Genomic DNA, 25,391 nt, shown 5'->3' with positions numbered 1-25,391 from the left:
TTTAAATCATCATTATTAAATCAACTTGTACATGTTTCCCTTTATTTGTCACACACATATCCTATTTTGACCAAGACTATATTATAAATGAGGTGACAACATGCCCATTACGAATCGATTTTCTACCACCACTAACGGCGCACTCGCGATTACAGGTAATACTTTAGGCTTAAGTAAAATTAGTAATCAAAACCGGGCTGGTACAATCGGGGCAATTGGTGCATTTATAACTACAAATACCGCTTTACAAGTACCGAGTTTTCCTGCTGGTACAACATTAAGTTATACACAAAATAGTTCTACCGCTATTTTAAATATCCCTGCTGGTAGTACTATTCTTTACGCAGAACTCGTTTGGGGTGGAAACTACTTATCTCGTGATCAAAACATTACGAGTGTATTAGGAAACCCGGTTTCTTTTACAACACCTGTTTCAACATACTCGATTACCCCTTCAGCTGTTACAGCTTCAAATCAAACATTCGTTTCCGGATCTGTCACATTTGGATTTTATACACGTTCTGCAGATGTAACATCCCTCGTTCAAGCTGGAGGATCTGGCTCTTATACAACCGGTTCTGTCCCTGGACTTGTTGATCCTTTAGATGCTTCTAACGGAGCTATCAATTCTTCTGGATGGACGCTCATTGTCGCTTATCAAAACGGTTCCTTACCCGCAAGAAATTTAACAATTTACGTAGCTGGTAACCGTGTTTCTGTAGAAACTGGTAGTGCAGATGTATCTGTCTCAGGGTTTTTAACACCTGCCGGAGGACCTGTAAGCGGGAGATTATTTATAAGTTCTACTGAAGGGGATGCTGATTTAACTGGGGATCAAGCATTATTTGGACCAAATTTCAGTTCATTAAATGCATTATCCGGGCCAAATAATGCTGTAAATAATTTCTTCGGTTCTCAAGTGAATAATGCTGCTGGAAATTTAGATACAACTGGGACATTTGGAACACGAAATCAAAGTGCTTCTACAAGTACAAATATCTCCGCAGGAAGGCAAGGCTGGGACATTACTTCTATTGATATTTCTCCTTATTTAACAAATTCCCAAGTGTCTGCCGCAATCCGTTTAACTACTAACGGAGATGCATATATGTTAAATACAGTCGGATTACAAATTAATATAAACTCGCCTAACATACAAGCAACGAAAAATGTGAATAAAAGTGTCGCTGCAATTGGAGATGTTCTCACTTATACCGTTACTATCCCTAATACCGGGCTTCTTCCCGCCAATAACGTTATTTTTATAGACAGTCTTCCTAACGGCACTTCCTTTATACCTGGCACTGTAACGGTAGATAGCATACCACAAACAAATGCAAACCCGGCTGCTGGTATATCTCTTGGAACCATTAATAATAACGCTTCTCGTACAGTAACTTTCCAAGCAACTGTCGTTTCCCTTCCAAATCAGAATCCAATTTCTAACACTGCGAATATTACATTTCAATATACACCAATTGCCGGTGGAACAACTTTTAACGGTCTTGCAACAAGCAACTCTGCAGGAACACAAATTAATCTTGCAGATATTAATGGTACAAAATCAGTTAACAAACTTTTTACTGATATTGGAGAAACGTTAACATACAGTATTGCCTTAGCTAATATAGGAAATATCGCGGCAACGAACGTTATATATACGGATCCGATTCCTAGCGGGACAACTTTCATTCCAGGGAGTGTAACTGTTAACGGCGTTACTCAAGCTGGAGCGAATCCCGCTAATGGTATATCCATTGGAACCATTGCTGCTAATTCTACGACTACTGTTTCATTTCAAGTATTCGTTCCTTCTATCCCGCAAACAAATCCAATATTAAATAGTGGCTCAACAACATATCAATACATTCCTGTACCAAATCAACCAGCAGTAAGTGGGACTGATACGACCAATATCGTATCTACTCAAGTGAATAACGCTACTGTAACTATGGCAAAAGCAGTAGATAAAAACTATGCAGATATTGGCGATACACTAACTTACACTGTTGCCTTTACAGGTACAGGTAATACGAATGCGAATAACGTTATTTTTACAGATATCATTCCCACTGGCACCACTTTTGTTCTAAACAGTTTAACAATAGATGGCACGACGCAAGTGGGCGCAAATCCCACTAACGGTGTGAACATTGGATCGATCACAACTGGCTCAACAAAAAATGTTTCGTTTCAAGTAGTAGTAAACACAATACCCGCGTCAAATGTCGTTTCTAATGGATCCAGCGCTTCTTATCAATATACCGTCAATCCTAGCCAATCACCCGTTACAAAAAGTATCTCTTCTAATCTTGTTTCCACTCAAATTAACAACGCGAATTTAACATTAACAAAATCAACAAACAAACAATTTGCCACAATTGGCGAAACGATAAGTTATACAATCCTCATTACAAACAGTGGAAATACAGCTGCAACTAACGTGCAACTAACAGATCCACTTCCAAATGGAACGATATTGACTCCTGGTACTGTAACACTAAACGGAGTTTTGCAAAATGTAGATTCTCTCGTCGCTTTACCTATCGGAACAATTCCTGGCGGAGCTACTTTTACTCTTTCTTTCCAAGTAACAGTTATTAATATTACCGCCCAAAATCCTATCATTAATAATGCTTTCGCTTCTTATCTATATACTGTTAATCCAAGTCTGCCACCAACTTCAAAAACAGCAAATTCTAATTCTGTTACATCAACAATTAGACTAGCAAACCTTCAAGCTACGAAGTCTGTAGATAAAACATTTGCGGAAGTTGGAGATGTATTAACTTATACCTTTTCTCTTACAAACGATGGAAATGTTGCGGCGAACAATGTAGTACTATCCGATTCAATTGCGAATGGTACTGCCTTTGTACCAAACAGTGTTACAATTAACAATGTTGCTCAGCCAGGTGTTACACCAGCTAGCATCAATATTGGTAGCATCAATGCAAATACTACAATTACAGCTTCATTCCAAGTATTAATAACTAGCATCCCAAATCCAAATCCTATTTCAAATAGCGCTTCTATTTCCTATAACTTTATCGTGGATCCAAACGCTTCACCTGTAAGTAAGAACACTACTTCAACCACTACATTTACTCAAGTAAACGATGCAAATGTCATTTCAGCAAAAACAGTGGATCGGGCATTTGCTACTGTTGGGGATGTATTAACTTATACTATTCTTTTAACGAATGCAGGAAGTGTTACTGCTGATAGCCCTACTTTCGTTGATACGAATCCAGACGGTACTACCTTTATTCCAAACACTTTCCTTATTAATAGTGTACTCCAAAATAACGCTGATCCAAACGCCGGTGTTCCGTTACCTTCCATTCCTGCTAACGGTGAAATTACTGTTTCTTATCAAGTAACCGTCACTGCTTTACCTACACAAAATCCAACAACAAATTCATCTAGTACACAGTATAGCTTTATTCTAAATCCAGGCGATCCACCAACTATAGAAACCTCTTTAAGTAACACTGTAAGCACACAAATTAATTTAGCAAATGTAGTTATTGTCAAACAGGTAGATTTAACTATTGCTGATGTTGGGCAACCAATCACATATACAATTGCCTTAGCGAACCTTGGGAATACTCCAGCGAATAATGTAGTTGTTACCGACATACTCCCTCCTGGTACGACTCTTGTACCAAATAGTATTTTTATAGGCGGCGCTTTACAGCTAGGTGCTGATCCAAGTGTTGGTCTTCAAGTTGGAACAATTCCCACAGGTGGAATTACAACCATTGTTTTTCAAATTAGTGCAAATAGTTTACCTTCACCAAATCCAGTTCAAAATAGTGCTGCACTACAATATAGCTTTATCGCAGATCCAAATTTACCTGCTGTTGTTAGAAATGCCACTAGCAATATCGTAACGACACAAATTAACACCGCAAATCTTGTTGCTACGAAACTAACAAGTACAAATTTCGCTGATGTTGGCGATGTCATAACTTATGCAACAATTTTAACGAATAACGGCAATATCCCTGCCACTAATGTAACGTTTACAGATATCATTCCAGATGGTACCATCTTTCTTCCTAATACTGTAACGATTAACGGTGTCCCTATAGCAAATGCAAATCCTGCTAACGGCATTTTGATCGGTACGATTGGGGCAAATTCATCACGTACCGTTTCATTCCAAGTTTTTGTACCAACTATTCCTGCTGTAAATCCAATTACGAATCAATCAGGCACTACATTCCAATACACGTACGATCCATCCAAACCAGCCATCATGCAGATGGTTGCTTCTAACACTGTACAAACAGCTATTAATAACGCTACGATTACCTCTGCAAAATCTGCTGATAAACAGTTTGCGAACGTAAATGATATTATTACGTATACGACTACTTTAACAAATAATGGGAACACACTTGCATCAAGTATAGTATTTACAGATACCATTCCAAGCGGGACATCTTTTATTCCAAATAGCGTAACAGTAAATGGTACTACGCTCTCTAATGTAAATCCAGCAAATGGCATAGCAATTGATCCGATAAATCCTAATGCAAATACGACCATCTCGTTCCAAGTGCAAGTAAATTCCATTCCGAATCCGAACCCTATCCCGAACCAAAGTAACACAACGTACCAATATTTCGTAAATCCTAACTTACCTCCAACATCCTCCAATGCGTTAAGTAACGTAATAACAACTCAAATTAATAACGCTACAATCATCGCTACGAAATCAGTGAACACACCGACTGCTGCAATTGGAGATATCGTTACCTATACGATTGCAGTTACGAACACAGGAAATATTCCCGCTAGTGCAACTGTTTTAACGAATGGACTTGGCGCAGGGGCTTCATTTATCCAGAATTCTGTAACTATTAATAATGTTCCACAGCCAGGATTAGACCCATCACTTGGTATTCACTTAGCAGATATTCCTCCCGGAGATACTATATTCATTACTTTTCAAGCACAAATTTTAGCGATACCACCTAGTGGCACATTAACAAATAATGCTCTTGTAAATTATGAATATAACGTGAATCCAAACCAATCACCTGCTGTTGGTAGTACAATTACGAATACGACGGTTACTCCAATTATTGATGCTACTCTATTTATAAATAAAACTGTCAATTCAACATTCGCTACTATTGGAGATACACTCACTTTCACTTCTACCATTATTAATTCCGGGAACACTACCGCAAACAATGTTATTTTTACAGATTTAATTCCAGATGGTACGACGTTTATCCCAAATAGTTTTACAGTAAATGGAATAACTATTCCTAATGCTAATCCACAAAACGGTATCAATATTGGTAACATAAATTCAAATGCATCAGTTATACTCAGCTTTCAAGTAAACATTACAACGATCCCAAATCCGAATCCAATTCCTAACAGATCATCGCTTCAATATAGCTTTATTGTTCATATAAATGAACCGCCTGTTTCACGAACCGTTCAATCCAATAAAACTTTTACACAAGTAAATACAGCCTCCGTAATCGCAACAAAAACTGCAAGCAGTGCATTTGCTGCTGTCGGAGATACAATTACGTATACAACTACTCTCACTAATAGCGGAAATACTACCGCAAACACACCTGTTTTTATCGATATATTACCACCTGAACTTTCATTCGTTCCTGATAGCTTACAAATTAATACCATCCCACAACTTGGATTTAGACCAGATAGCGGGATTTCTTTAGACCCCATTCCAGTTGGAGGAACAACAACAATTAGCTTTCAAGCTATCGTTGGCTCAATACCAGCTACAAATCCTACGTTGAATCAATCCAGTACGACATATTCTATCATTGTGGATCCTACCCAGCCGCCAGTGACAGAAACAGCTACAAGTAATCCAACTTTAGTGCAAATTAACGAAGCAATTATTCAAGCAACAAAAAGTGTCGATCGTCTATTTTCTGACATCGCACCCGGAAATTCATTTTTAACTTATACAGTTTTATTGGAGAATATAGGAAACACAACTGCTACTAATATCACTTTTACAGATCCGATTCCAAATAATACAGTATTTATAGAAGACAGCGTTCGAGTAGGTGGGGTTTTATTACCTGGAGTAAATCCGGCGAACGGGATACCAATTGGGGATATTATTGCAGGAGATTTTATAAACGTCACCTTTCGTGTGCAAGTAGTTAGCATCCCAAATCCTATTTTTACAATCGGACCTGGGGGACCAAACTCACCCGTTGTAAACGGAGCTTCTATTAATTATCAATTTATGACAGTGCCTAATTTACCACTCGTTTCACGAAGTACAACATCTAATCCGGTTTCAACACAAATAAATTCCGGAGAAATTTTGGCAATTAAATCTGTAGATAAAACTTTTGCAAAGATCGGGGATACACTTTCCTATACAATTTCATTAAGCAACCCTGGAAATGTCACTTCACAAAATATACTTTTCACGGATATTTTGCCTGATGGAGCGACATTTATATCTGGTACTCTTGTAAATGATTCTGGTGCTCAGCAAATTGGAAACCCCGCTAACGGAATTCAAGTTGGAAATATAAATCCTGGCAGTACAATTGCTATTACGATAAACGTACTTGTAACAAACATTCCAAGTATAAATCCAATTTCAAATTTTAGTTCTGTACAGTATTCACATGTGGTCGATCCTAGCCAACCTGCCGTATCACAAACGAATATATCTAATACTGTTTCGACAACTATTAATAGTGCTATATTAACTACTACAAAAAGTGCTGATAAATCCATTCTTTCTGTCGGAGATACGATTACGTATACAACTACTATTACAAATACAGGAAATACTGCAGCAACGAATATTACTTTCACAAGCGCTATTCCAGCCAACACTACATTTATACCAAATTCGGTCACAATCAATGGTATGCAGCAACTTGGTGCACGGCCAGCACTTGGAGTCAATATACCCAATATCGCTCCTGGCGAAACAGTAACCGTTACTTTCCAAGTAACTGTTATTTCTATTCCCCCTTCAAGTTCAATTATGGATAACGATACAATTTTATACTCTTATACCGTTGATCCAAGCGCAGCTCCTGTTACTACTTCTACTTCAACGAACAGCGTTACAAACCCTGTACTAGATGCTATGATAACGATGATTAAATCAGTTGATCAAACACTTGTAACACTAGGTGATACTATTACCTATACGACACTTTTAACGAATAGTGGGAATACAAATGCTACGAATATTACGTTCACTGACCTTATTCCAGACGGTACAACGTTCGTTTTGGATAGTGTCACAATAAATGGCATCACACAAATTGGTCTTAATCCTAATACAGGTATTACAATTGGATCAATTGCTCCTAACAGCTCAATAGCAATAGCATTTCAAGTTACCGCTACTTCTACTCCTGTTCAAAATCCTATTGCCAATTCGGCTAGTGCTTCTTACACATTTATCACTGACCCTAATGCCCCTATTGTTTCAAGGAATGTTACTTCAAACACAGTGTTCACTACAATTAACACAGCTATCATTCTTTCATTAAAACAAGTCGATAAATCCTTTAGTCGTATTGGAGACACACTCACCTATACTGTTACTTTAACAAACAATGGAAACTCATCTGCACAAAATGTTATTTTCTCAGATACAATGCCGAGCGGAACTACATTTATTGCAAACTCATTTTCTATTAACGGGGTTTCTCAAAGTGGTGCGGACCCATCGAACGGAGTAAATATTGGGCCTATAACAGCTGGGTCTACAGTAACTGTTTCATTCCAAGTAAACGTGGCGTCATTACCAACCGAGAACCAAATTGTAAATTTCTCATCAACATCGTATCAATTAGTCTCACCGCCTGATCCAGAAACTTCAATTAGTAATCCCGTTTCAACGCAAATTAAAGAAGCTATATTATCCATGACGAAAAATGAAAGTGTCTCCTTTGCAGATATCGGGCAAACTGCTTTTTATACTACGTCTATTTCGAATATAGGAAATACGGATGCCACTAATATTGTATTTACAGATGCATTACCAAGTGGACTCACATTTGTTCCTAACACATTAACAGTCGATGGCGTTTTACAACCAAATGCGAATCCAAATACAGGTGTAGTACTTGCAACACTTCCACCAAATGAAATATATAGTATCGTATTTCAAGTTACGGTTAACAGCATCCCACCTATTAATCCTGCACCAAATACAGCAGCAACGACGTATGAGTTTACTGTTGATCCAGGGAATCCGCCAGTATCGAGTGCAGCTACTTCCAACACGACACTTCTTCAAATAAACAACGCAAATATTATTAGCACAAAAACAGCAGATCTTACTTTTGCGGATGTTGGTAATACAATAACATTTACACTTAACCTTCCTAATACTGGGAATGTGGCTGCAACTGATGTTACCGTTATCGATATACTTGATAGCAATTTAAGTTTCGTTCCAAACAGTTTCACAGTTAATGGGCAAACCATTCCAAACGCTGATTTATCTACTGGTGTAAATATCGGTTCAATTAATGGTGGAAATACATCAATTGTCACATTCCAAGCCATCGTTTCAACCCTCCCAATCAACAATCCTATTTCTAATTCGGCTCTTACCACTTACCGTTATATTGTTGATTCAGATCAGCCGTTCATTTCGACTTCCAATCAATCTAATACAACGACAACACAAGTTAATAGCGCTATCCTTACTGCACAAAAAAATTCAAATGTGGAAACAGTAGATATTGGGCAAGATATTGTCTACTCAGTTACGATTACAAATAGCGGCAATGTTAGTGCGACGAATGTTATTTTTACCGACCTAATTCCAGACGGAACTTCCTTTGAACCGAATAGTTTTACACTAAACGGAACTACCATCCCAAATGCAGACATAATGACAGGCGTTCCAATTGGAGATATCGCACCAAACCAGTTTGTCATCGTAGCATTTCATATTAATGCCAATGAAATTCCACCTATAAATCCAATTACCAATCAAGCTAGCATTAGCTTCCAGCATATCGTTAATCCAGCTAATCCTCCCGTTTCAAAAAATATTACTTCTACTACTGTTTCCACAAAAATCGAAAGTGCAATTTTAAACACAATTAAAATTGCAGATAAAGCTTTTGCAACGATTGGTGATACGATTACGTATACAACTACGATTACGAATACAGGAAATATTCCGGCTAATAACGTTATTTTCTCAGACCCGATACCATCGTGGACACAATTTGTGGCAGGATCAGTTATTGTTGATGGCACTCCATTACCATCTGCTTCTATCATTGATGGTGTTGGCATAAATACGATCACTCCAAATCAAACTGTAACAATCTTATTCCAAGTTCAAATTGTAAGCAACCCAACAACGTTCACACCTGAACTCCAAAACTTAGGATTTGTAAACTTCCAATATAACGTAGGAAATGCATTACAGGCTCAGCCTGGCAATGTGGAAACGAACGTCTTCGTTACTTCTATTAATTCAACAATACTTTCAGCCGTAAAAACTACTAATACAGCCTTTGCAAACATCGGCGACACGATCACTTATACAGTTTTAATTCAAAATGGTGGCAATACAAACGCTACGAATGTAAATTTCTCAGATCCGATTCCAGCAGGAACGACCTTTGTTGAAAATAGTTTTGCTGTAAATGGAAGTACCATTCCAGGTGCAAATCCAAATAACGGAGTGAATATTGGAACCGTTAACGCGGGTAGTTCCTTAACTGCCACTTTCCAAGTCATAGTCACATCTACTCCACCTTCGAACCCAATTACAAACGTTGCATCTATTCAATACGAATTTATTGTTGATCCGGCCTCTCCTCCTGTTACAAGCACAATAACTTCTAATAGTGCTTCCACACAAATTAATAACGCGACTGTTACAACTGTTTTAGAAGCAAATCGTACAATCGTATCTACCTTAGATATCATTACGTATACAGCAACATTAACGAATACTGGAAACTTCCCTGCAAATTCTGTATTACTCATTAACGGAGTTCCTGAAGGTGCATTATTTGTTCCAAATAGTGTCACGCTTAACGGGATTTCACTTCCAGATGCAAGTCCAACTCTCGGTATTCCAGTTGGTATTATCGCACCAGGTGATTCTGCTACTATTACGTTCCAATTTCTTGCAAGTTCTATTCCACCACAAGGAGCGATTATAAATCAAGTACTTACAAGTTACACTTATATTGTCGACCCAAGTCAACCTCCAGTTACAGCAACCTCTTCATCTAATACGGTAAATATAGCTGTCGTTGATGCATCGCTATCTGTAATTAAAAATACAGATTCTCTCGTACAATCTACTGACGGTACAATCACTTACACGGTAGTCGTTCAAAATAACGGAAATACAACTGCAAATACAGTTACTTTAACAGATTTGGTCCCAGAAGGAACTGCATTTATTCCAAATAGCGTAACCATAAATGGCGTTTCAGCTCCGGGTGCTGATCCAAACGTAGGAATCTCCTTAAACGCCATTGCACCTTCAGAAATCGTCACCGTCACATTCCAAGTTATCGTTCAATCCATTCCAAGCGTGAATCCAATTTCTAATATAGCCCGTATTGACTATACTTTTATCGCCGATCCAACTGCTCCTATCATCTCTCGAACAATTACGTCTAATCCAGCTTTCACACAAATTTCGGATGCGAATGTTCTTTCTTTAAAAGCTGTCAATGCACAACAAGCAACAACCGGTGACATTTTGACCTATACGATAACACTAGAAAATACCGGAAATATTCCAGCTACTAATCTCATATTTTCAGATACGATTCCAGAAGGGACTACATTCGTAGAAAATAGTTTTACACTTAACGGAACAGCTATACTTGGTGCAAATCCAAATGCAGGTGTTACTTTGCCTAACCTAGTAGCAAACGCTACTCACCTTATTTCGTTCCAAATTCTTATTAACGATTCATTCTCGCAACAATCGATTACAAATCAATCTAATACAACATATACAATTCAACTAGACCCAGGACAACCGCCTATTACCGAAACATCTACAAGTAATATTGTCATTACAAATTTCGTGCAAGCACAATTGACAGTTACAAAAACGTCCAATCCAATAACTGTAGATATTGGCGGAACTATACTTTATATTTCTGAAGTGAAAAATATCGGCAACGTTGACGCAATAAATATTATTTTTACAGATTCTATTCCAGCTGGGACTACATTCGTTCCCGACAGTGTCACAATTAACGGTGTACTTCAACCAGGTGTAAATCCAGAAAACGGAATTCCAATTGGAACGATTCCACCAAACAGTTCCAAAACAATACTATTTCAAGTACAAACAAATAATCCACCAACTGCAACCGAAATTGTAAATCAATCATCTGTAAATTATCAATATGTAAGTATTCCTACAGCTCCACCAGTGAATCGCTCTGCAAATTCTAATATCGTTACAACATCACTTCAAAATGCAAATATTATTTCTGTTAAACAGGCGGATGTTACTTTCGTAGCCATTGGGCAAAATATTACCTACACAAATACACTACAAAATATAGGAACTGTTCCAGCGAACAATACGGTGTTCATTGACAACATTCCAGAAGGTACTATATTCATTGAAGATAGCTTATCAATAAATAATGTGATTCAGCCTGGTGCAAATCCTCAAAATGGAGTAACTCTTGGCACGATACAACCAGATGAAACAATCACTATTTCATTCCAAGTACAACTTACAAATATACCAGTGGGCAACACAGTCATTAACATTTCAGACACTTCGTATGAATACCAAATTGACCCTAGTTCTCCGATTATTCAGCGTAGATCATTATCAAATGCAGTAAATACTGAAGTGCGGACAGCAAATGTTAGTGCAATTAAATCTGCTAACAGATCTATTACACGTATCGGTCAAATCATCACATATACAGTCGCAGTTACAAACGCTGGTACAGTACCTATTACAAATACTATCCTAATTGACGCAATTGCTGCTGGCACTACATTCGTTCCAAATAGCATCCTTGTAGACGGCATCCCAAGACCTAACGAAAATCCAATTACCGGTATCAATCTTGGTATTATTCTTCCAAATAATACGATTATTGTTACGTTCCAAGTAAATGTAGTCTCTATACCTGCACAAAATACTATTAATAATATCGCTGTTATACACTATGAATATAAACCGGAACAAAGCGCACCACCAATTTCAGAAACAACCTCTTCCAATACTAAAAATATACAATTTATTGATGTGATTCTTATCGCTACAAAATCTGCTAATAAAGTATTAGCTAATATTGATGACACCATTGAATATACAGTATTCATTCAAAATAACGGATCTACTACAACTAACTCCATCTTTTTTACAGATACTATAGAAGATGGAACAGTATTTATTCCGGGAAGTGTAACAGTTAACAACACTGTACTTCCTGCAGCAGATCCGAATATCGGCTTTTTCATTCCTAATATTGCGTCAGGGCAAGCGACTACAATAACGTTACAAGTTTCCGTTACGAATTTGCCAGCTTTAAATCCAACGCCTAATACTGCAAACATCGTCTACGACTTTATTTTCAATCCTGACTTTGCACCAATTCAAAAATCTACTACTTCCAATACTACTTTCGTCCAAATTAATGATGCTGATATCGTTTCACTGAAAACTGTTGATTTAACTTCTGTAACGATTGGTGACATTTTAACTTATACAACAACTTTAACGAATATAGGAAATGCAGATGCTACTACTGTTGTATTTACAGACAATATACCTGACGGAACAACCTTTATAGAAGGTAGCGTTTTAGTAAATAATATTCCTCAGCTTAACGCGAATCCAAGTACTGGTATACTTGTAGGAACGATTGCTCCTAACGTTTCTATCCCAGTCACATTTTCCGTTACTGTGGTAGCTCTTCCAGCTAGTGGTCGTATTCAAAATCAATCAACTTCTCGTTATACAATTAATAGCGAAGAACAAATATCGACTAGTAATATTACTATCACTGAAGTTATTTCTGCTCATGTAATTGCAACAAAAACAACACCTATCCAATACGCTGACCTACAAACGATTATCCCTTACACAATTTCCATCACGAACAATGGGAATATACAAGTTGAAAACATTATCGTTACAGATATTATTCCGGCGAATACGAGCTTTATAGATAATAGTGTTATTGTGAATGGAAACGCCCGTCCAAGTGACAATCCACTTAACGGGATACGAATTGATAACATTCCGCCTAATACGACAGCAACTATTCTATTTCAAGTACGGGTTACTTCGATTCCGCAAACAAATCCAATCTCTAACACGAGTACAATCGAATACCAATACACCATACCAAACCAGCCGCCTATTACCGAAACTATCATTTCATCAGCTGCCGTAACAGAAATTCATCACGCAAATTTAAATAGTAATAAAGCTGTTGACCTTGCATTTGCAACAGTCGGTGACACGTTAACGTATACGATTACACTCAATCAAACTGGTAATGTTGCAGCGAATAATGTAACCATTCAAGATATGATTCCTCAAGGTACTACATTTATAGAAAATAGCGTCATTGTAAACGGAGAAGCCCTTCCGGGAGTTAATCCAGTAAGTGGTATACCAATTGATACTATAACTGTCGGCGGAAACGCTGTCGCTTCATTCCAAGTAACCGTGACTTCTATCCCAACACCAAATGAATTGACGAACCAAGCCATTACTACTTTTAACTATATAGTCAATCCAAATAATTTACCTGTTACAAACACGACTACAACAAATACCGTCACAACAACTGTCCAAAATGATAATGTCGTTGCCATAAAGTCTGTTGATACTACGAATGCTTTACCTAGTCAAACTGTAACGTATACAATTACGATTACGAATAGTGGTAATGTAACGATTGAAGATATTATTGCCATAGACACCGCACCAGTAGATACAACCTTCGTTACAGGCAGCGTTACGATTAACGGAATCAATCAGCCTAATGAAAATCCTGAAAATGGTATTACATTAGGAAGCCTTACTCCTAATGAATCTACTATCATTACTTTCCAAGTAACAATATCTCCTACAACTCTTCAACCAGCAATTAATAACGATGCTTCTGTTTCCTATACTGTTACCATTGACCCGAATGAACCACCTATTACAATTACAAAGAAAACAAATGTCGTTACAACAACAGTAGTTGATCCTATGGTTCGTATTAACAAAACAGCCGACACATCTATTGCCGTTATAGGTGATATGATTACATTCACATTAGAGGTATTGAACCATTCCCCGATTCCTACGATAAGTACTTCTATTTTAGATATCATTCCAACTGGTACAACATTTATAGAAAACAGCGTAACCATTAACGGCACTCCTGTTCTAAATGTCCGTCCAGACACTGGTATGAATATCGGTGCTTTACCAGCTGGCTCCGTAGCAAAGATAGCATTTAAAGTTCTCGTCACGTCTATCCCTTCAAACAGCACAATTATCAATTCTGCTTCCGTCACAGCCGCCTTCCAATTGACACCACAGGATCCAATTATTACTTTCATTGACAATTCAAATATCGTTCGTATACCAGTTCAATTTATAACTGCAACAGTAGTGAAAGATGCTTCCGTCAGCTCAGCTTATTTAAACCAATATTTTGATTATACGATGCGTATTACGAATACTTCTGATATTTCACTTTCAAATGTTTCATTACAAGATACCATTCCAGCAGGTTTACAATTTATGAACGGTACTGTCTTTATTAACAGCGAACGCTCTCCACTAGCGAATCCGAATATCGGTTTCCTAGTCGCTACTAATTTGGAACCAAACGAAACAATTATCGTATTATTCACAGTACAAGTGATAAGTCCACCTGTTAATAATGAATTCAAAAACACGGCGGATATTTCTTTACAACTTCAAGTCTCGCCTACCGATCCACCAATTACAGTAACCGTTACAAGCAACGAAAACATCGTCACTTTTATTCCAAAAAATCCTGATGAAACACTTCCAAATTTCAATTGTTTCTTTGACGGCGAACGTTTTATACGCATTACTCCTCGAAATATACGAAATTACTTTTGGACTTGGATTTGGTGGCGTTAATTTAAACAAAAAGAGATTGTAGTTTGGTTGAAACCAAATTACAATCTCTTTTTTATTCCCTTTATCGTAATACCTAATAACTCGTCCAAGCATTTACAACCAATCATCATCTCAAGTTATTTTAGTCGTAATAAGCTGACCAGCCTCATTAATCGTTACTTTCCATTTCGCTCCACTAGCAGTCTTCATAATGATACCTTTACTTGCTTCTATTTCAATATCTCCAAACATTCTTCCACCAGTTGTCGCTAACCAAGCATTCCCATTTTCCATCGAAGACCTTGCAAACATACGATTAATCCGAAAACGTTTATGGTCTTGAGAATAACCACTCAATGTAATTCTTACTTTATATAGTTGACTCGCCTTCATATTCGATATAATTGTATCGCCTACATTTAATGGAACATCCGATGCAACAACCCAATTTCCAGTTGCACTTAATGCATATTCAATTTTAATTTTCTTTGGGCTCTCTCCCCATCCAAAATACATTCCAAAACAATTTAACATTTTGATTGGATTTTTCGTAAAATCTAGCTCAATCACAACTGGATTACTATCTGGAACATCGATATAGTTTACACTTTGTTCATCTATTAAATTGAAGCAATTTGCAAGATTCCCCCCATAAGGTAATTTCCCACTAACTTGCTTAACAGTATACTTTTGCTGAGCGTTTACTAAAATATCATCTTGGTTCCCTATTAAATGTGGTTTATTTAACGTAATCGGTAACTGAATTCGAAGAGATTCTTCATAGGTAGACGTACAAACATTGTATTGCCCTTTATCTACAATAGTTGTGGAAAGTAAATTTGAAAAAAGGTAGTTACGATGTGAATTAGAAGAAAATTCAATGACAGTCTGTTCACTACTCATCCGGTACGTATCCCAAATCATACAATCAAATGTATTATAGGCACCCGTACAACGAATGACTTTTTTCGTTTGCTGTCTACATTGCACTTGAATATCCTGAAACGTATTTCCTGAACTTTCATTTGGTAAATCACTGTTTCCATCAACTTCTATCCCATACTGACATCCATCAATAAATATAGATTGAAATACATTTGCGTTAATCCAGCAAGGTGTATTTATATCATCTATATATTCTGTCTTCAAATGTATTGCAGTTTGAAAGTTTTTAATTTGAATAAAGTTAACTTGAAAGAAACTAATATAATCCCATGCTTTTTGACAATAAAAGTGTATAGCCTTACCTTTATATGACGACGTTGCATTTATTATATTAATATTTGATATAAGAGAGTGATTAGGAACTTCTATTTGTTGTGAACCGGAAACATAAATGACAGCAGATTGAAACACTGGGTTTATAACTTGAACTGTACCACCTGTAATAGACGCATTTTGTTGCAGTTCAAACGCATTAAAATCTCCATCAATTTGCAACGTAACAGTAGGATCTAGCTCTAATCTTACATTTGATTTAATAACAATCGGTTTTACAATTTTGTACGTATTTATCCCTGTAATTCTAACCGTCGAAATTCGGTTCGCTACACAATAATTTATAGCTTGTTGAATTGCTAATGAGCTATCATTCCCTGAGTTCGGAACTGCACCAAAACAATCAATATGGACACTATTTTCTGGTGCACAATCTTCTTGGGAAGAAATATATTCTGACAAAATAAATTCACTCCTCATATTACCTTTTTCATATAATATGTGAGTTTTCTCTTAAAAGTTTCTCTAATAAAAAAAACAAACGACTTGCACGGTCATTTGTTTAATTCATATATACTTTTCGTTTCTTCTATCATTTTAGTTAATGAGAAATATCTCTCTGCTTTCTCTCGTGCTTTCAGTCTAATACCATTCACCTTTTCCTCATTTCCTTGTAGTTCCTCAAGCGCACTTGCGAATATATATTCGCAATATTCAGTTAACAAAATACCTGATTCTCCATCTACTACCGCTTCATTTATTCCGCCAACATCTATTGAAACAATCGGTGTTCCTGTAGCCATTGCTTCAATTACCACCATTGGAAACACTTCACGAAAAGATAATAAAAGTAGGGCATCCATATTTCCTATAAACCTATGCGGCTCTGAAATATTCCCTAACATCTTTACACTTTGCTGCAATCCATACTTTTCTATTTCTTTCATAATAGATTCTTTTTCTGGTCCATCACCAGCAATATAAAACAAAAAGTCATCTCTTTTTTTTAACACATTTGCAATTTTTACAAATAATTGATGGTTTTTCTCCTTGGATAGTCTTGCTAATATCCCTATTTTATAAATAGATTCTGTCTTTTTCTGCTGGAATAAAAACTTTTCAATATCCACACCGTTATAAATTGTCTTTATTTTCTCTTCTGCTACATGCATTGAAATTAAATTATTTTTTTCAAACTCACTTACTGTAATAATATTATTCACATATTTATTTATAAAATAACGAAAAAGAGTTGGCATTTTCTTTTCTAATATCGTTACATTATGTTTCGTATACACGACTTTTATCTGTTTTTTCATAAACTTTCGAATTAAAAAGGAATATAATACCATTCGCAAACTATTTGCATGAATAAGTTCTATCTTTCGTTTACAAATCTCACTTCGTAAGTAATGAATATTTCTCAAATGATTCCATCGACTAAGTAACATGAAATTTTCTTTTCTAGTAAGAGACTCATATAGTTCTCCATCACCTGCAGCTGTATAAACCGTAAATTTCTCATCACGCAAATTGCTTTCCAATTTACAGAAATAACTCTCGGCTCCTCCAGTTATCAATTTATCTGTCATCAACAATATATTCATAATTGCGTCTTCCCAACTACATTGATTTTATTTTTTCTATAGGCATGATAAGCATACTTACTAAAATAGTAAAGGATTTGCACAGCATTAAGTCGTTTTTGTTCCCTTAATAATTTCCAATAACGAAAAGCGGCTCTAATTTTATTTCTCGAAACAGAATTTGCTACAATTCTATACTTCGCTAACACTTGCTGTATCCCTTTCGCTTCATGTCCTTCATGTAATAAATTCAGCCATAACGCTGTATCTTCCGGCTGTACACTAGGCATTTCAATATGCGGAATTTTTTCACGATCAATCATTACTGTTAAACAACCGATAATTGTATTTCCTGCCAAACAATGATAGTCAACAAATTTTGGTACATCCACTTCACGATTTAGTTCATTACTGTTTTCATCGATTAAACTATACGATGCATATGAAAAGGCCGCATTCATTTCTTCCATAAATAACAATTGCGTCTTCAATTTATGAGGCAACCATATATCATCGCTATCTAAAAAGGCAATATACCTTCCTCTCGCCTCTTCAATCGCTATATTCCGAGCTTTAGCAGCACCAACATTTTCTTTTAATGATAATAATCTAATACGCGAGTCTCCTTCTATTATCTCTTTAATTTTTGCAAGAGATTGGTCAGTTGAAGCGTCATCAACGATAATCATTTCCCAATCTTCATATGATTGATTCTGTACAGATAAAATCGTCTCACCTATAAATCGTATACTATTATAAGAAGGTGTTATTACAGAAACATGAGGCGCCTTATTATGTGCTGATAGACATTTTACCATCTACCTTTCCCCTTCCTTCATATATTGAAATGTACTTCACAACCATTGCTAAAAATAAAAAGAACGCTTCGTTAATAATAAGTGACAATGACATCATCTGAAATAAAAATGCAATTATAGTCAATAAAAGGTACGGTTTTTCACGAAACAAAGTATACTGCGTTAACTTGAACATTAATATGAATAAAAAAGCGCTATATAAAAGAAAACCAATTGTACCCGATTCAGATAAAATTTCTAAAAATGTATTGTGTACATATAACTTTTCATTAAATTGAAACTCATAATAATTCGAAAAATTAAACGCACCAATTCCGATATATGGATTGGATAAATAATATTTAAAAGCAGCTTCCCATAATGTAAATCTACCACTTCCATTATCGTGCGAAAAATCAGAAATTCGTTTATTCAATATGTCATCCAATTGGCCACCCATTACACTATTTGATAAACTAAAAATCACTACACCAAATAATAGTAAACTTATCATTATTTTTATTTTTTTTGCAAAACTAGATGTACATATATATACAAAAACGACAAGCATAAGTGCTAATATCCCTCCTCTTGAAAAAGTTAATAAACTTGTCGTAACACATAAAATCAATCCTATAATGTTCGTCATATTATGTAGATTTGTCATATAATACATAAAAAATATTGTATTATAAAAAATAAAAATGTTAGGATCATCTAGCAAACCAATTAACCTTGGATACCCTCTATCAACTAATAGTCCAGCAAAAATTTCTCTCTCTTCTCCACCGTATAATCCAAAGTGCTGTAAACCGACTATATAAAGTATTAGGCTTACAAAATTAAATACGAATCCTACATAGACGATAGATGATTCGAGTGTTGCTATTTCAACATTTCCTAATAAATTTCTCATTATAAAATAACACCCTAAAACAAGTAGCACACCAAGAATCATACGAATACTAGCATTTAAATATATAGAAAGAATTCCACTCAAACAATAGATGAAATAAAATAGTAAAAATACAACTTCATGAAAATATAGCTTTTGAATATGAAAGTTTTTAATTGTTAAACAAAAATATATAACTAAAAAAATCATATATATCTTCAGCGAAAATCCAATATATATGTTGTATTTACTTAACATGACAAATAATATTAAGAGCATAATCCATTTCATCGATATCTTTATATTATTTTCCATAGGCTATATCCCCTGTTTCGTAATATAATCCTTTTTGCGTGTTTTTCTTATAAACGAAAGAAGAAGTTTTTTCAGCTCGTAATCATATAGGAATATACCAACTACTACGATTAACGTAGTCAGAACGAGCGCAATGAAATGATATGTGTGCAATATATATTGCACTCCAATAAAAGTTACGCCAAAATAAATTGTATACGGTATTACAATTTGAAATACAATTTTTTTCTTCACTACACTTACCGCTATATACCCAACTAAAGCCACAATTTCAAATAAAACCATAGCGTAAGCCGCTCCTATCATTCCACCAATACTACTAAAGCTATAAAGCATAATCCCACCTATCACTAATGCTATACATTGCACCACCGTTCTTTTATTTTGACGTCCACTCGTTGTTAAGCCGTCAGCTATAGCAATATTTAAACTTTGCAGCACAATGAGAAATGATAATATTTGGAGTGGCTCTACTGCATTTCTCCATTCCTCCTGAAAAAATATAGAAATAAAGTATGGCGCTAAATGATATAAACCTATCGTCATACATATTCCCACAATCGCCATTGATTTTATTTGAAGTAAGTTTAATTTCGTATGCTCTTCTAAATTATTCTGATTATAATGCTTAAAGAGTACTGGATAAAATGCACCTGCAATCACCCCTGGCACTTGATATAAAGCTGCTGGCATCCGATACGCCACTGCGAAAACACCTACCATACTTAATGGCAATGTATAGTTAAGTAAGATAGGTGCTAATTGTGGCGTACTCATTATTAAAAAACCACTAATAATAAAAGGTGTCAATTGCCAAAATAACGCTTTATGAATTACGACCTTCATATTCATACTCGTCTTTCTTTTCATTACATATATGCTGAATACACCACCAATCATATAACCAAATCCATATAAACGAGCAGTTATATAAACTGGTAACTCTCCGAAAATACAAAAACATGTAATGATAATGACAACTGCCGCTGATACAACTTTAATAAGCGCTATATACTTCATACGCTCCGTCAGCTGAAAGTAGGCAATCCCTATATTTTGCCAAGTTAATCCTATTAACATGAAAAACATTACGTTTATCATCATATAAATCAAATTTCTATCCGCATACATATAATGAATAGCAATATAGCCGATTATAGAAATAAAAATAAGTAGAATCATCCTTACTTTTATATACGACGATAAAATTGTCTCTAAGTCTACTCCATCTTTTGCCCCTTCTCGAAGAAACGTATTCGTAAGTCCTAAATCTGTAAAAAATAACATAACAAACGTCACTGCTATGGCAACACTAAACATCCCATAATTTTGTGCATTAAAAAAATTTGCTAAAACAATTAAACTCACAGCCTGAAGAAGATTAGCTAAAATTGTGCTATAAAATAGATGGATAATATTATTTAAAATAGATCTCCCCATACCTGCTCTCCTTTGCAAGCAACCTACTTACATATATTTATCTTGCACCATTACCGTTCAATACTATTAAAACAGTTTTACATAAAATCCGAATATCCATCTTAATCGTTTTCAATTCAATATACTCCATATCCAATTTCAACTTTTCTTTCGGATCAAGATTATATCCTCCATTTATTTGTGCCCATCCTGTCAACCCTGGCTTCACTATTAAACGATCCTTGAATTCTGGAATATACGTATCAAATTGTTTATAAAAATACTCTCTCTCTGGTCTTGGTCCGACAAAAGACATATCACCTTTTAAAATATTTAAAAGTTGCGGTAACTCATCAATTCTCGTTTTCCTTATAAACGATCCAACTTTAGTAATTCTTGGATCATTTTCATTTGCCCATTGTGGTCCATTTATTTCAGCATCTTTTACCATCGATCTTAATTTAAATACATTAAATTTCCTTCCATTAATCCCTAAACGTTCTTGAAAATAAATTGGAGCTCCTGCTGTTTCGAAAGCAATCATAATACAAAAGAACAACATAATTGGTAGCGTTAATAGTAACAATATGAGTGAAAATATAATATCAAACAAGCGCTTTATACTTCGATTCAAAATACTGGTCTTTTCTTGAGCCGGAATCGTATACAACTTGGCTTGATTTGTTTCACGAATCATAGATCGTTACCCCCACATTCAAGAATATAAAACTATACCTATTAATTCACATTCTTTCCTCTTTATATTTGCTATCACTTTTTGCACCTTACGTAGGGAATCTTTTCGCTTTTTGACTGCTAAGACCACTCCATCGCATTTCCCTGCAATCATGTGCGTAGCAGGAAGCTCAAATACTTCAGAGGAATACAAGAAAATATAATCAAAATCTTCTTTCCACTTCGCCATTACATGATCAAATTCATCCGTAGCAACTAAAGGCGTTCCGGTGTGTACTGTTTTTTGGGCAGGAATACAATATAAGTATTTAGATAAATTACTAGAAAAAGATTCATAACTACAAGGGGAATCGTTTATTATATCGTTCACTGTTTTCGTATAATTGCTTTGTAATAGTAGATGTAGTTTAGGATCAGAAAAATTCACGTCGATAAGTAACACCTTTTTTTTCATCTCTGCAAACACTACCCCTAGATTTACTATAAGCGACGCGATAACACCTCTATCCTTCGTTGAAGTAACTGTGAACACTTGTTTCCCCGATTTTTTCAACTCGTGATACACCGTATAAAACTGCTCTTTCATAAAAGCATCATGCGGATTAAATGGCAGCTTTTTCTTTGTCTTAAACATCGACATGTTCACCTCGATATATAGATGATTGCGCATCAACTTCTGTAGATTTCTTTTTTCTATTCGGTTTCATATTTATGTGACCAATAACAGATACTGTTGTTATTTTCTCTAAATCTTGTTCCACGTATATACGCTCATCAAAATAATCTCGAAATACAGCTAAACCTATCCCAACAAAAAAACTAACAATTAAAGAGATAGGAATGATAAGTTGAAATTTCGGAAACAACTTTTCAGCTTTTTCCTGTAACTCAGGGTCAGTTAATATTTTTATCCCCTGTACATTCGTATACTGTTGAAAGCTTTTTTGAGATTGTTCTGCCAATGACTTTACAATTTCTTTGACGATTGTAGGATCCGAATCTTTTACTGTGACAGTAACGATTTGTGAGTTGTCCATATTCACCACTGAAATTTTTTGTGCTAATTCATAAGTTGATTGCTCTAATTTCAAATTTTTTTTAACCGTTGAAATAATGAGTGGACTTTTTAATATATCAACATACGACGTTACAAGTTGCTTATTTTCCTGTGTTTTATTCACTGCATTTTCCTTATTAAACCCATCTAAATTCCCAACGAGAATTTGCGTTGAATATTGATACGAAGGCTTTAATATATACATAGAAATAAGAATTAAAGAACCTGTTACACAACACATCGTCAAAATAATTGTTACTACTCTTCTTTTCAATAGCTGCTGAAAATCCTTCATACTAATTTCTTGCTTCAATTATTTCACCGCCTTTGTTTGAATGACATCCTGCAACTCACTTTCTGCAGATAGTCTTTCCTTTTCTAAATTCGATTGCTTTGTTATATACTTTCCGATCCTGAATGCAAATTTTTCTACAAACAAATAAGAAATTATTGCTAGTATAAACGAAAGAATGAGCGATAACATTAAAACAATAGGTAACGGAAATATTTCATGAAGCATATACACTAGGGAAAATAAAGATATGATGTGGTATAAATAAAGACTGTAAGAAATCTTCCCCAAATATAACAAGTATTTATTACGTAGCAAGGATGACAAAGTTGATACTGACAAGCTTAATATGACAAATAAACATGCACTTATCGCTACTACGTAGTCTCGAAATATAAAATTATTAAGCAAATTAATTTCTCCAACAAGCCCTTCATACATATAAAGTAAAACCGCAAATAAAAACCATGCAATTTTCTCATTTTTAGTACGATTACTATAAAAAACTATTAAATTATTTTTATATTTCGCAACTAGTGCTCCTAGTAAAAACAGCACTGTGTAATGCAGAGTTAATGCATAACTAGTTAATGTTAAACTTGAGTGAAATAAAAATAAAATCACGACAGAACATATACTAAAACTAAACAATGACAATAATGAATACCTCAACGTTTTTCGTAAACAAACCATCAAAACTAACGGAAAAATTATCGATATTCGCATTTCATGAACAAGTGACCAAATTACGCCGTTATATGCATCTGTATTATATTTCCCAATTAATAAAATATGTTGCGCTATTAAGCTTAAAGAACTTTCAATCGTCCATGAGCGATTAAACCATTCACTTAAATTAGAAATACCATATTTACTCATTGTAGTCTGGCATAAAATAGCTATAATTATTGCTACGATATATGGAATATAGATTCTACATATACGCTTTAAAAGGAATGATCCATAGCTATCGTAGTTTTTTTGAATGGATTTATACAAAACAAATCCACTCAAAACAAAAAAGATAATAACAGATTCGTTACCACTACTAAAAATTAGACGAGCAGGTGTTTCTTTTAATAGATAAATAACAAATGGTTTATTATCTTCATAACTGTAATTTTGAAATACTGAAAAAATCATTAAATGATGGCCAATCATTACTATCAATGAAGAAATTCCTCGTATAGAATCCAGTTCTTCATACCTATCCATCGTTTTACATCAACTCCTACTGAAATGATAATAATCATTTCAAAGCGACACCATTATTCATATTCCTCTCCTTTCTTTTCATTCCAATTTTTCATATTAAAATGATTTTATAGCGTAATTTTGAATGTATTGTAACATTTTTTGTAATATTATGAATAGTGAATCTTCAAAATTGATATATACCAATTACAACCTCGAAAAATGAATAATATTGACAGAAAAACACTATAAAAACATCTTGCATAGTTACAAAATTAAAGAGAGGAATAGAGTTTTTTCAATATAAAATAAAAAAGATAGCCTTTAAAGGCTATCTTTTTTATTTTATTTAATTATTGGCACCACTATATGCTACATGTCGTTTCTCAATTCTCTCTTCAATTTCTTTCATATTTTCTTTATTATTTAATAGTGATTGTTTATTTTCAATTAATAATTGTTTAAAAGATTTTCTCACTTTTTTTCTCATTTTCATTGTCCTCCTTGGGGGATGGTTTATATAAAAGATAAGGAATTATCTGTGTGCCCTTATAATAATTGATTGTTGTGAATTCCATTTGAACTTCATATGAAAATTTCATTTATTTTCTGACAACTTTGTGAACATACAAAAATGTGATCATCCTAAAACCATTTTGAAATTGCTTCATTTCATTATAAAAGTTGCTATTGTCATCAACTTCTATCAATATATTTTGTCGAAACATTTATATATTTAAAATTGAGTTCGATATAATTTTATTTACTACTATACTGTTCTTAAAAACAAAAAGAGGGGTGTTATATAAG

The 25,391-nt window shown here is 34.9% G+C and carries 11 protein-coding genes; 1 reads left to right on the top strand and 10 read right to left on the bottom strand.

Annotation, left to right across the window (positions count from 1 at the left end):
- Positions 1-100: 100 nt before the first annotated feature.
- Positions 101-15,133 (top strand): DUF7507 domain-containing protein, encoded by a 15,033-nt coding sequence (locus DM800_RS26135; protein ID WP_147787948.1) that lies wholly within the window; start codon positions 101-103, stop codon positions 15,131-15,133.
- A gap of 111 nt (positions 15,134-15,244) precedes the next feature.
- On the opposite strand, the gene DM800_RS26130 is transcribed toward DM800_RS26135, so the two are convergent.
- The 10 genes from DM800_RS26130 to DM800_RS26085 form a co-directional block, all read right to left on the bottom strand.
- On the bottom strand, positions 15,245-16,792 hold the full coding sequence (locus DM800_RS26130) for a glycoside hydrolase family protein (RefSeq protein ID WP_147787947.1): 1,548 nt from the start codon (positions 16,790-16,792) through the stop codon (positions 15,245-15,247).
- A gap of 92 nt (positions 16,793-16,884) precedes the next feature.
- Entirely contained in the window at positions 16,885-17,937 is a 1,053-nt protein-coding gene (locus DM800_RS26125) for a glycosyltransferase family 4 protein (protein ID WP_147787946.1), read from the bottom strand.
- Entirely contained in the window at positions 17,934-18,734 is an 801-nt protein-coding gene (locus tag DM800_RS26120; RefSeq protein ID WP_087985579.1) for a glycosyltransferase family 2 protein, read from the bottom strand. The genes DM800_RS26125 and DM800_RS26120 overlap by 4 nt, the downstream gene beginning before the upstream one ends.
- Positions 18,709-19,923 (bottom strand): O-antigen ligase family protein, encoded by a 1,215-nt coding sequence (locus tag DM800_RS26115; protein WP_147787945.1) that lies wholly within the window; start codon positions 19,921-19,923, stop codon positions 18,709-18,711. Before DM800_RS26115 ends, DM800_RS26120 begins: the two co-directional genes overlap by 26 nt.
- 3 nt (positions 19,924-19,926) lie before the next feature.
- Positions 19,927-21,363 (bottom strand): oligosaccharide flippase family protein, encoded by a 1,437-nt coding sequence (locus DM800_RS26110; RefSeq protein ID WP_147787944.1) that lies wholly within the window; start codon positions 21,361-21,363, stop codon positions 19,927-19,929.
- Positions 21,364-21,400: 37 nt separating this feature from the next.
- Complete coding sequence (locus tag DM800_RS26105) at positions 21,401-22,039, bottom strand: sugar transferase (protein WP_060489669.1); 639 nt, start codon at positions 22,037-22,039, stop codon at positions 21,401-21,403.
- An 18-nt stretch (positions 22,040-22,057) separates the two neighbouring features.
- Entirely contained in the window at positions 22,058-22,678 is a 621-nt protein-coding gene (locus tag DM800_RS26100; protein ID WP_137035195.1) for a CpsD/CapB family tyrosine-protein kinase, read from the bottom strand.
- Positions 22,665-23,408 carry a YveK family protein gene (locus DM800_RS26095; RefSeq protein ID WP_088062739.1) on the bottom strand — a complete coding sequence of 248 codons (744 nt, stop codon included), beginning with the start codon at positions 23,406-23,408 and terminating at the stop codon, positions 22,665-22,667. The genes DM800_RS26100 and DM800_RS26095 overlap by 14 nt, the downstream gene beginning before the upstream one ends.
- Positions 23,409-24,602, bottom strand: coding sequence for an acyltransferase family protein (locus DM800_RS26090; protein WP_147787943.1), 1,194 nt, complete (start codon positions 24,600-24,602; stop codon positions 23,409-23,411).
- 328 nt (positions 24,603-24,930) lie between these two features.
- Positions 24,931-25,071 carry an FbpB family small basic protein gene (locus DM800_RS26085; RefSeq protein WP_046955196.1) on the bottom strand — a complete coding sequence of 47 codons (141 nt, stop codon included), beginning with the start codon at positions 25,069-25,071 and terminating at the stop codon, positions 24,931-24,933.
- Positions 25,072-25,391: the final 320 nt, after the last annotated feature.

Origin of the sequence: Bacillus sp. AY18-3 (assembly GCF_008042305.1) — a bacterium.
Classification (GTDB): domain Bacteria; phylum Bacillota; class Bacilli; order Bacillales; family Bacillaceae_G; genus Bacillus_A; species Bacillus_A wiedmannii.
This window is presented reverse-complemented; position numbering and strand designations above follow the sequence as displayed.